Origin of the sequence: Pantoea sp. F_5 (assembly GCF_008631595.1) — a bacterium.
GTDB classification, from domain to species: Bacteria; Pseudomonadota; Gammaproteobacteria; order Enterobacterales; family Enterobacteriaceae; genus Pantoea; species Pantoea gossypiicola.
Genome location: NZ_VWUO01000010.1, coordinates 12590 through 25356, shown reverse-complemented (window position 1 = coordinate 25356; position 12767 = coordinate 12590). Strand labels below are relative to the sequence as shown.

Sequence of the window (12767 nt, the reverse complement as noted above, 5' to 3'; positions counted from 1 at the left end):
ATTGCGGCACTTCCTGTCCCGCGCTGAGTCGGACAACCCCGTTGAGGAGGATCTATGGTTACGCTGGGTAAAGCTGAACTGATACTGACCCATGGCAAATTTCATACTGTTGACCGCAGCAATCCGGTCGCAGAAGCCGTGGCAATTCGTGATGGCAAATTTGTTGCGGTAGGTACGCTGGCAGAGGCGATGGAGTATCACTGTGACGGCACCAAAGTGATCGATCTCAAAGGCCACACCGCTGTGCCAGGCCTGAACGATTCACACCTCCATCTGATCCGCGGCGGGCTGAACTATAACCTTGAGCTGCGCTGGGAAGGTGTACCGTCTGTGGCCGATGCGCTGCGGATGCTGAAAGCACAGGCGCTGCGTACCCCGTCACCGCAGTGGGTACGTGTCGTCGGCGGCTGGACCGAGTTCCAGTTTGCCGAGCGCCGGATGCCGACGCTGGATGAGATCAACGAAGCGGCCCCTGACACACCGGTTTTCCTGCTGCACCTTTATGACCGCGCCCTGCTCAACCGCGCCGCACTGAAAGTGGTTGGCTACACCAGAGAGACGCCGAACCCGCCGGGTGGTGAAATCCAGCGCGACAGTAACGGTAATCCCACCGGTCTGTTGATCGCCCGTCCCAATGCGATGATCCTCTACGCCACCCTGGCGAAAGGCCCGAAGCTGCCGCTGGAACAGCAGATCAACTCCACTCGTCAGTTTATGCGCGAGCTGAACCGTCTGGGCCTGACCAGCGCGATTGATGCCGGCGGCGGCTTCCAGAACTATCCCGAAGATTACGAAGTGATCGCTGAGCTGCATCAGAAAAAGCAGATGACGCTGCGTATCGCCTATAACCTCTTCACGCAGCGTCCGGGGCATGAACTGGAAGATTTTGAGAAGTGGACGGACATGCTGACGCCGGGTCAGGGCAGCGACTATTTCCGTCACAACGGCGCAGGCGAAATGCTGGTCTTCTCAGCTGCTGACTTCGAAGATTTCCTGGAGCCGCGTCCTGACCTGGCACCCGGTATGGAAGATGAACTGGAGCGCGTGGTGCGTCATCTGGTGGAGCATCGCTGGCCATTCCGTCTGCATGCGACCTATGACGAGTCGATCAGCCGGATGCTGGATGTGTTCGAGAAGGTCAACCGCGATATTCCGTTCAATGGTCTGCACTGGTTCTTTGACCACGCGGAAACGATCACCCAGCGCAATATCGATCGTATTAAAGAGCTGGGCGGTGGTATTGCGGTGCAGCATCGCATGGCGTTCCAGGGTGAATACTTTGCTGAGCGCTACGGCATTGAAGCGACCCGCCACACCCCGCCGGTACAGAAAATGCTGGAGACCGGCGTTCCGGTCGGACTTGGCACCGATGCAACCCGCGTCGCCAGCTACAACCCCTGGACTGCGCTCTACTGGCTGGTTTCCGGCCGCACCGTGGGCGGCATGCAGATGTATGACGTCAGTGCCCGCCTTGACCGTGAAACGGCGCTGATGCTCTGGACCCAGGGCAGCGCCTGGTTCTCCAGTGAACAGGGTAAAAAAGGCCAGATCAAAATCGGGCAACTGGCAGATCTTGCCGTGCTGAGCAAGGACTTCTTCAGCGTGCCGGAAGAAGAAATCAAAGACATTGAGTCAGTGCTGACCGTGGTGGATGGCAATATTGTCTATGCCGCCGGTTCGTTCAGCGCGGATGCACCGCCCGCGATTCCGGTCCTGCCTGAGTGGTCGCCAGTGGTCAACGTGCCGGGTCACTATCGTAGCGCCCCGCCGGTTGCGCAGAATCGTGCAGGCCTGATGCCCGCCGTCCACCACTGCAGCGGTCCGTGCGGGGTTCATCAGCACTCGCATGAGATCGCCCGGCGTTCCAGTGTGCCAGTCGCCGAAGATAACGCCTTCTGGGGCGCGCTCGGCTGCAGCTGCTTTGCGTTTTAATCATGAATAACGCTATGGCTCTGTCGCCCCGTATCAATGCGGGGCTGTTCTTCCTGCGCCTGACCGGCAGCCTGCTGCTGTTGCAGGTGCATGGGCTGCCGAAAATGCTGCATTTCAGCGAAGAACTGACGCGTATCGAAGATCCGTTCGGGCTGGGACCGATGATGAGCCTGCTGCCGGCAATCGCCGCGGAAGTCATCTGCCCGATTTTTATTATCATCGGCTGGGGAACCCGGATTGCCTGTCTGCCAGTCATCGCGGTGCTGCTGGTGGCGATGCTGGTGGTTCACCCTGGCTGGTCTCTGGCTGAAGGCCAGTTCGGCTGGCTGCTGCTGATTATCTTTACCACACTGGCGCTGACCGGGCCTGGTGACTGGCGAATCGGCGCGGCAAAACATCATAAGGTGCGACATGGCGCAGGTTAATGATATCCACCAGCTCGATCAGGAACCGCCTGAGACAACTTCAGGTGAGGTTTCACCGCTACAGCCGCTGCGCCAGCCGGTGTTCCGCATGCTCTGGATCGCCACCGTGGTCTCCAATATCGGATCCTGGATGAACGACGTGGGCGTGAACTGGAGCATGCTGACGCTGAGTGCCGACCCGCTGGCCGTGGCGCTGGTGCAGGCGGCCAGCAGCCTGCCGATGTTTCTGTTCGCGCTGCCCTCAGGCGTGATGGCGGATATCGTTGACCGCCGCAAATATCTGCTGTTTTCCCAGCTCTGGACCTTTATCGCCGCGGCCGGGCTGACGGTGCTGGCCTGGACCGGCAATGTGACACCTGAAGTGCTGCTGGGCGCTGCCTTTTTGCTGAGCGCAGGTGCCGCCATGAGTTCGCCGCCCTTTCAGGCGATCGTGCCGGATCTGGTGACTAAACAGGAACTTGGTCCAGCCATTGCTCTTAACTCGCTCGGCATTAATATCAGTCGCGCCATCGGTCCGGCGCTGGGCGGCCTGATCCTTTCATTCACCGGACCCTGGATGGTTTTCCTGCTCAATGCGTTGTCCGTGCTGGGCGTTGCCTGGGTGCTCTGGCGCTGGAAAGCGGAGCCGAGCGTGCAGCGCCTCCCGCCGGAGCACTTCTTCCCGGCGGTGCGTGCCGGTCTGCGCTATGTGCATGCGGCACCGGTGTTGCGTAACGTGCTGGTGAGGACCTTCGCGTTCTTTCTATTTGGCAGCGCAGGCTGGGCGTTGCTGCCACTGGTGGCGCGTCGTGAACTCGGCCTCGGACCTGGCGGCTACGGCATTATGCTGGCCTGCATCGGTGTCGGCGCGATAACCGGTGCCGTCCTGCTGCCGCATCTGCGTCGTCGCATGAGTGCCGATCGTCTGATGGTGCTCGCCAGTCTGATCTTTGCCCTGACTATGCTGGCGCTGGCCTTTGTGCGGCACTTCTGGCTGCTGAATGCGTTTGAGTTCTTCACCGGCTTTGCCTGGATCGCGGTGCTCTCGACGCTGAATCTCGGCGCACAGCGTAGCGCTGCGAAATGGGTAAAAGCGCGTGCGCTGGCGGTTTATCTGACGGTGTTCTTTGGTTCGATGACCGCAGGCAGCGCCCTCTGGGGACAGCTCGCGTCTCACTTCAGCATTCCGTTGTCACTCTGTATCGCTGCACTAGGTATGGTGCTGGCCAGCAGTACCGTCTGGCGCTGGCGGCTCGATCAGGATCCCGATCTCAATCTCGATATGATTGGTGACGGCGTCAATGCGCCTGCGCTGGATATTCGTCACGAACGCGGGCCGGTTATGGTGAATTACGAATACCGGATTACTATTGATGATGCACACGCGTTTACCCTCTGCATGCAGGATATGCGGCGGGTCAGACGCCGGGGTGGCGCCATCAACTGGTCACTGTATGAAGATATTCTTCAGCCCAGCATTTTCGTTGAAACGTTCGTGGTCGGTTCCTGGGTCGAACATCTGCGTCAGAAAGAGCGCTACACCATCAACGACAAAAAAATAGAGCGGCGGGTTTTTGCTTTTCATCAAGGCGAGAACTCACCCGAGGTTCGCTATCTGGTGGCACCAGTATAACTGGCGCACTACCAACATCTTATCTATCACGTCATACAGAGGGCAATACTATGAGCACCTTTAAAACGACCGACGGCACACAGATTTACTTCAAAGACTGGGGAACCGGTAAGCCTGTATTATTCAGCCACGGCTGGCCGCTGGATGCCGACATGTGGGACAGCCAGATGAATTTCCTGGCCGGTAACGGCTATCGGGTGATTGCGTTTGACCGTCGTGGCTTTGGTCGTTCCGATCAGCCCTGGACCGGTAACGACTACGATACCTTCGCCTCGGATATTAATGACCTGATCACCCATCTTGACCTGCAGAACGTGACGCTGGTGGGCTTCTCCATGGGTGGCGGCGACGTTACGCGCTACATCGGCAGTTACGGCACCGATCGCGTCGCGGCGCTGGTGCTGCTCGGTGCCGTTACGCCTATCTTTGGCAAAACGGCAGACTACCCGCAAGGTGTCGATATGTCGGTGTTCGAGGGGATTCGTGATGGCCTGCTCAAAGATCGCGCGCAGTTTATCAAAGAGTTTGCCACGCCGTTCTACGGCACCAACGCCGGACAGACCGTTTCAGATGGCGTGATGACGCAGACGCTGAATATCGCGCTGCTGGCCTCGCTAAAAAGTACCGTGGACTGCGTTACCGCGTTTGCGGAAACCGATTTCCGTGCCGACGTAGCGAAAGTTAATGTGCCAACGCTGGTGATTCATGGCAGCAACGACCAGATTGTGCCGTTTGAATCCACCGGTAAAGTAGCGGCGGAGATGATTGAGGGTGCTGAACTCAAGGTCTATGACAATGCGCCGCATGGTTTCGCGGTGACGCATCAGGATCAGCTGAATCAGGATCTGCTGGCGTTTCTTAACGCGCAGTGATGAAAAAAAACTGCGCGGTGAAAGCCGCGCAGTTTTTGTTTTAACGGGTTGGATGATTCACTTCATTCGGACGCAGATCGAATAACAGCACTTCCGCTCCGTCACCGTGACTGAACGACAGCGTTTTTTCATCACGCACCCGCGCGCCGTCTCCGGCATGAAACTGCAGGCCATTGACCCGGACACTGCCCCGCGCCACATGAATATAGGCGTAGCGATCGTCCGGCAGCGTGAGCGTCTGCTGCTCATCGCCCTGGAACAGTCCCGCATAGATGCGAATATCCTGACGCACCCGTAAAGCGCCGTTTTCACCCTCTGGCGAGATAATCAGTCGCAGATTACCGCGTTTATCCGCTTCGCTGACAGAGATCTGCTGGTAGCCTGGCGGCGTGTTCTTCTCAGCAGGCACCACCCAAATCTGCAGGAAATGCACGCCCTCAGTATCTGAGTGGTTGAACTCACTGTGGGTCACCCCACTGCCCGCACTCATCAGCTGCACATCGCCGGGAACAATCACCGATCCGGTGCCCATTGAGTCTTTGTGCTCCAGCGCGCCTTCCAGCACATAAGAGATGATCTCCATATTGCTGTGCGGATGAGCGCCAAAACCACGCCCTTTAGCGACACGGTCATCATTGATTACCAGCAGATCGGAGAAGCCCGCCTGTTTTGGGTCCCAGTAGTTTGCAAAAGAGAAGGTGTGACGTGAATTCAGCCAGCCGTGATCGCCCACGCCGCGTTGCTCTGACAATCTTTGCTCAATCATATTCTGCCCCTTCGTTGATTCGGGAAGTGCGAATGCCCTTCGATGGAAACAGGATATAAGTAAACCAGATAGTCACACAATGGCGCGCATTGGCAATTACTGTCGCTTTTTAGTGGACAATAGAAGCGTCGTTTAATGGGGATAGGCTGGCGGGTTACGCTTTCAGCCGCTGCCCCGCAACACCAGCTCGCCCTGCATGATCACGCATTGTGAAGGGGCATCGGGCCGGGCAATTTTCTGCAACACCAGTTCACAGGCCCGACGACCTATCTCGTTTGAGGGCTGCGCCAGAGTGGTCAGTGGCGGCGAGACCATTTCACCCAGTTCGCTGCCGTCAAACCCTACTACGGCGATATCGTCAGGTATCCGTAACCCCGCCTGCTGAATTGCCGTCATGGCACCAGCAGCAAGCGTATCAGACACGGCAAACACCGCATCAGGAACGGTTTCGTCCGCCAGCAACTGCTCCATCGCCGCTTTTCCGGCGCTGAAGCTTAACTCACTGGCACAGGCAATCGCCTGCCAGGTCAGGTGCTGTTCTTTGAGCTGGCGGGTGTAGCCCTGCTGACGCAGACGGGCATATCGGTAGCGGAGGTCGTGATTGATTAACGCGATGCGCTGACGTCCCCGCGCCGCAAGGTACTGCACCACTGACTGCGCAGCGACGTCATCATCAATACCGACGCAGGAGATCTGGCCGGTGTCATCGTGTTCGGCGCACTGAACCCAGGGGGCCGCGCCTATCAGTTGGCTCAGCTCCGGCAGCTTGCTGAAGGCATCCATCGTAATGATGCCATCCACCATTTTGCCGGAGAGCAGTTGCAGGCTGGATCGCGAACGTTCTATCTCTGCGCCCGAGTTGCACAGCAGGATGCGATAGCCATTTTTCTCGGCGTGCGCCTCGATGCCTTTAACTACCTCGGCGCAGAACGGGTTGGAGATATCTGAAACCAGTACCAGAATCATTGAGCTGCGCGCCGTGCGAAGCTGGCGTGCCAGCATATTAGGCTGATAATGACTTTCTTCAATGGCTGCCAGGACTTTCTGGCGATTAGCTGGTTTTACGCTGTCGCTGTTATTCAGCACCCGGGAAACTGTGGCAACTGAAACACCCGCCATCCGGGCGATTTTCTGAACAGACATAAAGATCCCTCTGGTTTAATTCGTGTAAAGCTGACCCACCGCCCATCCGCTGAATTCAGACCACACCTCAGACATCGCGATCCAGACCCAACTGGTGGCGTATCGATGGGGCGTTCTCTGCTAAAGCAAAATCATCAAACGCGCGGTCAGCCACGGGAATAATATGGCGACGGATAAACGCTGCACCTTCACGCGCCCCGGTTTCGCCCTCCTTCAGGCAGCACTCCCACTCCAGTACCGCCCAGCCGTCATAATCATACTGCGCCAGCTTGCTGAAGATACGACTGAAGTCGATCTGCCCGTCGCCCGGCGAGCGAAAGCGTCCGGCACGTGCCAGCCAGGGCTGATACCCGCCATAGACGCCGCTGCGTCCGTTAAGCTGGTATTCAGCATCCTTAACGTGAAAGGCTTTGATACGCGGATGGTAGAGGTCGATGAACTGCAGATAGTCGATGTGTTGCAGCAGCAGATGGCTGGGGTCAAACAGAATATTGCAACGCGGATGGTGATTCACCTCCGCCAGAAAACGCTCAAACGTGACACCGTCATGCAGGTCTTCGCCGGGATGAATCTCATAGCAGAGGTCAACGCCGTGCTGGTCAAACACATCCAGTACCGGCAGCCAGCGCCGGGCAAGCTCGGTAAATGCCTCGTCGAACAGCGCTTCATGGTGCGGCGGCCAGGGATAGAACCAGGGCCAGGCGAGCGAGCCGGAAAAAGTCGCGTGTGCGCGCAGACCGAGTTTTTCCGAGGCCGCCGCCGCCCGCTTCAGGGTCGCGATCGCCCACCCGGTGCGCCGGGCGGGATCGCCCCGCAGTGTTGCTGGCGCAAAATTATCAAATGCGCGGTCGTATGCCGGGTTCACCGCCACCAGCTGCCCTTCAAGATGCGTAGACAGCTCGCTGATCTCCAGCCCAAAACCGGCCAGCATGCCCCGGACATCATCGCAATAGGTCTGGCTGACCGCTGCCTGTTCAAGGTCGAAAATAGCGGGCTGGTGACAGGGGATCTGCAGCGCCCGGTATCCCAACCCGGCGGCCCACTCCGCCAGACCCGCCAGCGAATTAAATGGCGGCTGCGAGGTGATAAACTGCGACAGGAAAATGCCTGGGCCTTTAACTGTTTTCATCAGTAGCTCCTGTTAATCGCTACCGCCTAATCACGGTATTTAAACGAGAAGAAGAAGATAATCGCGATCAGCGCGGCGGCAATGGCGGGGATCCACCAGAACATCGCCCAGCTCTGCGCGCTGGCGTGACCTGCAACCAGATGATTGTAAAGCGCGCCGGAGATTTGCGACCCCAGCAGCATACCAATGCCGTAGGTGAACATGACCACCATGCTCTGCGCCTGCCCTTTCACCTTTTCACCGGCAATCCGATCGGTGTAGATGAAGCCCACCACAAAGAAGAAGTCATAGCAGATGCCATGTAGCAGAATGCCGAGGTAGATCAGCGTGCGCGTCTCATCACTCATGCCCAGCGCAAACAGGGCATAGCGGACAAACCACGCCGTCATTCCAATCAGCAGCATGTACTTCACACCCAGGCGACGAAACAGCAGTGGGATGATCAGCATGAAGGCGATTTCAGACATCTGGCCCAGCGACATCAGCGTGCTGACTTCGCGGATACCGGCATCGGCCAGCCAGGAGGCGGTAAAGGCGTAGTAGGTGCCAAGCGGAATGGAGATCAGGGTGGCACACAGCGCAAAAACCATGAAATGACGCAGGCGCAGCAAGGCGAAGGCATCAGCGCAGAAGAGATCGCGGACTTTTAACGGCATACCTTTAGCCGGTGCCGGTGTGTGGGGCAGCGTCAGGCTATAAATGGCCAGCAGGACCGAACAGAGTGCCGCCAGCTGGAACACCGCCACGCTGTCTGCAATGCCGGTCACGCCGATAAAGATGCCCGCGACGATCCAGCCGATGGTGCCGAAGACCCTGACAATAGGAAAACTCTTCTCACTGCTGGCAAGGCTGTGAAAGGCAATGTTATTCGAGAGTGCCAGCGTCGGCATAAAGCAGAGCGTGTAGCCAAATAACAATGCGATCAGCAACGCGCCATTCTCTGCAATCAGTGCCTGCGGTACGAACCAGAGAATTGCTGCGCCCGCCAGATTCATCACGGCCATCACTTTCTGCGAGGGAAAGAAGCGATCCACAAGCATACCGAGCACAAACGGCGAAAGTATCGACGCGATAGGCCCGGCTGAAAACGCATCTCCAATCAGCAACGGCATATTGTGACGGGTCATCACCAGCCCCAGCGTTACCGACCAGCTGCCCCAGATAAAGAATTGCATAAACATCATCAGAGAAAGGCGCGGCACCAGCAGCCTGTGCTGCATCCGCTGACCTGCACTCACCTGCACCGTTGCAATCATGAGAACCTCACGAATAAGTAATCGATTACTTTCTGCCGGATTTAAAAGTAATCGATTACAACCGTACATTCTTTCGCCGCGATCACAAATTTGTAACAGTACGTTATCATCCTTTCGTTATTCAGCATTCTGATGTGACATCAGCTCAGGTCGTGATATCCGCTACCCGCGCTTTACGAAAACGGTAGCGCTCATAAAGCACTGAATAGAGGCCGCCGCACACCACCAGAACCGCACCGATGACCGTGGTGGTAGTTGGCAGGTTACCCAGTAACAGATATCCCACCGCGACAGACCAGATCAGCGTGGTGTAATCGAACGGTGCCAGCAGGGAGGCTTCGGCGTAACGCAGGCTCAGGGTCATCAGAATCTGCGTGATTCCGCCCAACAGCCCGCAGCCTATCAGTAGCGCCACCTGATTACCGTGCGGCACTTTCCAGCCCCCCGGTAGCGTGACGAGCGACGTTAACGCTGTGGTGACGGCAAACCAGAAGGCAATGGCACCCGGCTTCTCTTTGCCGTTAAGAAACCGAATCTGGACCAGCGCGCAGGCGGTACAAAAAGCAGCCATCAGCGCCAGCAGAATGCCCGCCGACGCGGAGAGCGAGAATGACGCCGACTGCGTCAGCGAAAGATGCCCGGAGAACATCACCAGAATGCCGCTGAAACCGGTAAAGACCGCCACGCAGCGATGGTGCCGCACTTTTTCATGCAGCAACAGCGCCGCCAGCAGTACGGTAAACAGCGGCGCGGCATAGTTAATCGCGGTGGCATCGGTCAGGGAAATGTAGAGCAGCGACAGATAGCTGAAATAGAGACCGCCAGTTCCGGCCAGCCCGCGCACAAAATGCCCGCGAATATTACGGGTGCGGATGCCCTCCAGCACGCTGCCCTGAACGCGCAGCCAGATGAGCAGCGGGACCAGTGCCAGCAGCGAGCGGAAAAATATCACTTCGCCGACCGGGATTGCGCCATCCAGTCCTTTAACACAGGCCAGCATCAGCGTGGAGCTCAACGCAGCTGTGATCTTCATCGCTATGCCAGCGGACGTGTTCATTCGGTTTAAGATCTCAGTGGGGAAAATAAACAGGAAAATCAGCAGACTCAGACAACATACTGGCATTGTGATTTCAGGAAATTAAAATTCAATAAATATCGTCCAGGAGCACCGTTTATTTACGGATGGACAACCACTTATCAGCACACATTTTCGAACTTAGCCGAATTTCAGTGATTCTTATTGCCCCATGGGTGCCCCATAAATTTTATGTAGGTTCAGTGCACAGGCCAGCGGCAAAACTCCCTATCTCACGCAACCACCCCGGATGGACAAAATTCATGTATAAATCCACACTAACTTATACGCTTAAGCTCAGGTTAAGATCGGCAAAATCGACTTTAGATTTAAGGTATAAGGTACGTTATGAAAGTTACTATCCTGATTGCTTCCACAGCATTACTGGCTGCCTGCTCGACCGAGAACGATAAACCTCAACAGCTAGGCATGGCCAATCCTGCCTCAGTGTATTGTGAAAAAATCGGCGGCAAACTGGACATTGTGAAGGGTCCGGATGGTGAGTCAGGTTACTGCACCCTGCCGAGCGGAGAACGTATCGGGGAGTGGGCGCTGTACCGAAGAGATAATCAGTAGGATCAGTGGCCAGTAACTGCAAGGTGCTGGGCGTTGCGATCGAGACGAAGATGAAGCTGGTCTAAGACTCAGTGTCCGGAAGAGACGTTTTGGTGAGTTTACATGTGCTTCATAAAGTTAAATCAGCTCAGGACGATAATGATTTAAGGATTTTCCCCCTGAATTAAATAGAAGGAACGGTTATGATAGGTGTAACAGGACAGAATTCAGCGCAAGGCGGTGATGACACTATGAAATCATATGCAATCTGGAACAATAAAGGTGGTGTCGGTAAAACCTATCTTTCATTTGCCATGGCTACCGAATATGCTCGCCAGAATCCAGAAAAGCGCGTGATTTTCGCAGATATGTGCCCACAGGCAAACCTATCTGAAATTTTGCTCGGTGGCAATGGAACTGGTGCGGCTAGGCTTGCAACGCTTATACAGCAGAGGAAAACTGTAGGTGGCTACTTTGATAGAAGAACTCGCAGCCCTCATATGCTGACCGGTTCGGAAACGAGCTTTCTGATACCAGTTCACGAGACTAATTCGCGCATTCCTGGTAATGTCTTCTTGATTGCTGGCGATCCAAGCTTGGAGGTACAAGCTCAAGTTATAAACCAATTGAGCAGCGTTAACCTGCCGGTAGATTCTTGGAAAAGCATTCATCTCTGGCTTAGAGATCTCCTTGTTGCTTGCGCCCAACAGCAAGGCATCGAAGATACTGTATGTTTTATTGACTGCAACCCAAGCTTTTCAGCCTACACAGAGCTATCACTAATCGCAGCTAACGCTATAATCGTTCCTTGCTCCAGTGATGGTTCATCAGCAAGGGCTGTTGATAATTTAAGTCAGCTTGTTTATGGAGTTGGTGTTCAGAACGATTATCGGTCGGTTAACTTTTACGACCGATGCTTGCAATTCGGTCTAGCAGTGCCTGTCATTCACTCATTGGTGTTCAACAGATCAACTGAGTATGACAAAAGAGCAAGTAAAGCATTTTCAGCAATGTTTGATGAGATTTTGGCAAGGGCCGAAAATCTGAGGAAAACCAAATCTAATGCTTTCCAAGGTGGTGATCTCAAAACCTTTACAGTGCCAGACAACCATTCTGTGGCTATAGTTTCATCACATCTAGGCAGGCCTCTTTTTGATATAAAGCCTGGAAGATACCAGATCCATGACACCGAGCCTCAAATCAACAATGAGCCTTTGGAAAGATACGGGCAAGCTATTGAAACGTTAGTACATAGCTTATAATGATATCCAGCCCCGGCCACCGCGCCGGGTTTTTTATGCCTGCCGCCAGGCTCTCGTCTGGTGATCAACTATCCCATCGACCAGCAACCTGCTGAGATGGGCACGGCACATGTCTGCCCCGCCCGCCTATTTTTAGAAAACAAAGTTAATCTGCAGATTTCGTGGCTCTTTGTTTGGTCCGCGTAAAATCCCCGTAATTCTGCCAGCTTTAAACTCAGATACCGTATTGCCTGCAAGGTATTCGATCTCATACTGCGTCGGACAGCCATCCTAACAGCCTATGTCCATTCCATAACTCATCGATCGTTAACAACGATCAATCTTGTGTAATTGATAGTTAAGAATAACTTTAGTGATGTTGATCATTTTTACGGCTGCGCTTACGTTCCATTATTTATCGGCAGGTCGTAACTGAAAGGAGTTTGCCGATGGAAACGAGATTGCTCACAGAAAGGATTCAGAGGGAGATACTTACTGCACTGGCTATTGCTTATCCCGATCCGCTTACGGGAAGGCAGTATTTTGCGGCTTTTGGACGGTATAGCGAATCCGTGATGATGATACATATCGGGGCGCTGGTAAAACGCGGGCTGATCCGAAAGACGGCGGTTCGCAGTTGTGGAGGCGTTAGTTTCCTGAAACTGGCTGAACTAACGTTATCCTTCGAGGAATTTCTGGCAGATGGCAGTAGGCGCTGCAGGCCGCATCAGAGGTACTGAACGCGCCTTATTCATTCCCGG

The 12767-nt window shown here is 55.2% G+C and carries 11 protein-coding genes; 6 read left to right on the top strand and 5 right to left on the bottom strand.

The features are described 5' to 3' along the window. The first annotated feature begins 54 nt into the window (after positions 1–54). Genes F3I44_RS14385 through F3I44_RS14370 form a run of 4 tightly spaced genes read left to right on the top strand, consistent with a single transcriptional unit; the run spans position 55 to position 4841 of the window. Positions 55–1932 carry an amidohydrolase gene (locus F3I44_RS14385; protein ID WP_150011467.1) on the top strand — a complete coding sequence of 626 codons (1878 nt, stop codon included), beginning with the start codon at positions 55–57 and terminating at the stop codon, positions 1930–1932. Between the two features lie 2 nt (positions 1933–1934). Continuing rightward, positions 1935–2357 carry a DoxX family protein gene (locus F3I44_RS14380; protein ID WP_150011465.1) on the top strand — a complete coding sequence of 141 codons (423 nt, stop codon included), beginning with the start codon at positions 1935–1937 and terminating at the stop codon, positions 2355–2357. Continuing rightward, positions 2344–3969: an MFS transporter gene (locus tag F3I44_RS14375; RefSeq protein ID WP_150011463.1), complete on the top strand. Its 1626-nt coding sequence runs from the start codon at positions 2344–2346 to the stop codon at positions 3967–3969. The genes F3I44_RS14380 and F3I44_RS14375 overlap by 14 nt, the downstream gene beginning before the upstream one ends. Before the next feature lie 50 nt (positions 3970–4019). Beyond that, positions 4020–4841, top strand: a complete 822-nt coding sequence (locus F3I44_RS14370) for an alpha/beta fold hydrolase (protein ID WP_150019457.1) — start codon at positions 4020–4022, stop codon at positions 4839–4841. A gap of 40 nt (positions 4842–4881) precedes the next feature. On the opposite strand, the gene F3I44_RS14365 is transcribed toward F3I44_RS14370, so the two are convergent. The 5 genes from F3I44_RS14365 to F3I44_RS14345 form a co-directional block, all read right to left on the bottom strand. After that, a complete protein-coding gene (locus tag F3I44_RS14365; protein WP_150011459.1) occupies positions 4882–5607 on the bottom strand; it encodes a pirin family protein in 726 nt (241 codons plus the stop codon). A 162-nt stretch (positions 5608–5769) separates the two neighbouring features. Beyond that, entirely contained in the window at positions 5770–6750 is a 981-nt protein-coding gene (locus F3I44_RS14360; RefSeq protein WP_150011457.1) for a LacI family DNA-binding transcriptional regulator, read from the bottom strand. Between the two features lie 67 nt (positions 6751–6817). Continuing rightward, positions 6818–7879, bottom strand: a complete 1062-nt coding sequence (locus F3I44_RS14355) for a sugar phosphate isomerase/epimerase (RefSeq protein WP_150011455.1) — start codon at positions 7877–7879, stop codon at positions 6818–6820. Positions 7880–7905: 26 nt separating this feature from the next. Beyond that, positions 7906–9135 carry an MFS transporter gene (locus F3I44_RS14350; protein ID WP_150011453.1) on the bottom strand — a complete coding sequence of 410 codons (1230 nt, stop codon included), beginning with the start codon at positions 9133–9135 and terminating at the stop codon, positions 7906–7908. A 145-nt stretch (positions 9136–9280) separates the two neighbouring features. Further along, positions 9281–10192: a DMT family transporter gene (locus F3I44_RS14345; RefSeq protein ID WP_150011451.1), complete on the bottom strand. Its 912-nt coding sequence runs from the start codon at positions 10190–10192 to the stop codon at positions 9281–9283. A gap of 366 nt (positions 10193–10558) precedes the next feature. Here F3I44_RS14345 and F3I44_RS14340 point away from each other — a divergent pair, with 366 nt between their 5' ends. After that, positions 10559–10786 carry a DUF333 domain-containing protein gene (locus F3I44_RS14340; protein WP_150019456.1) on the top strand — a complete coding sequence of 76 codons (228 nt, stop codon included), beginning with the start codon at positions 10559–10561 and terminating at the stop codon, positions 10784–10786. A gap of 182 nt (positions 10787–10968) precedes the next feature. After that, positions 10969–12027, top strand: a complete 1059-nt coding sequence (locus F3I44_RS14335; protein ID WP_150019455.1) for a ParA family protein — start codon at positions 10969–10971, stop codon at positions 12025–12027. The last annotated feature ends 740 nt before the right edge of the window (positions 12028–12767 follow it).

Bases quoted from the DNA above. Each gene is read 5' to 3' on its own strand.
- F3I44_RS14375 (WP_150011463.1), top strand. From the start codon at position 2,344: ATGGCGCAGGTTAATGATATCCACCAGCTCGATCAGGAACCGCCTGAG.
- F3I44_RS14340 (WP_150019456.1), top strand. From the start codon at position 10,559: ATGAAAGTTACTATCCTGATTGCTTCCACAGCATTACTGGCTGCCTGC.
- F3I44_RS14355 (WP_150011455.1), bottom strand. From the start codon at position 7,879: ATGAAAACAGTTAAAGGCCCAGGCATTTTCCTGTCGCAGTTTATCACC.
- F3I44_RS14360 (WP_150011457.1), bottom strand. From the start codon at position 6,750: ATGTCTGTTCAGAAAATCGCCCGGATGGCGGGTGTTTCAGTTGCCACA.
- F3I44_RS14350 (WP_150011453.1), bottom strand. From the start codon at position 9,135: ATGATTGCAACGGTGCAGGTGAGTGCAGGTCAGCGGATGCAGCACAGG.
- F3I44_RS14335 (WP_150019455.1), top strand. From the start codon at position 10,969: ATGATAGGTGTAACAGGACAGAATTCAGCGCAAGGCGGTGATGACACT.
- F3I44_RS14380 (WP_150011465.1), top strand. From the start codon at position 1,935: ATGAATAACGCTATGGCTCTGTCGCCCCGTATCAATGCGGGGCTGTTC.
- F3I44_RS14385 (WP_150011467.1), top strand. From the start codon at position 55: ATGGTTACGCTGGGTAAAGCTGAACTGATACTGACCCATGGCAAATTT.
- F3I44_RS14365 (WP_150011459.1), bottom strand. From the start codon at position 5,607: ATGATTGAGCAAAGATTGTCAGAGCAACGCGGCGTGGGCGATCACGGC.
- F3I44_RS14370 (WP_150019457.1), top strand. From the start codon at position 4,020: ATGAGCACCTTTAAAACGACCGACGGCACACAGATTTACTTCAAAGAC.
- F3I44_RS14345 (WP_150011451.1), bottom strand. From the start codon at position 10,192: ATGAACACGTCCGCTGGCATAGCGATGAAGATCACAGCTGCGTTGAGC.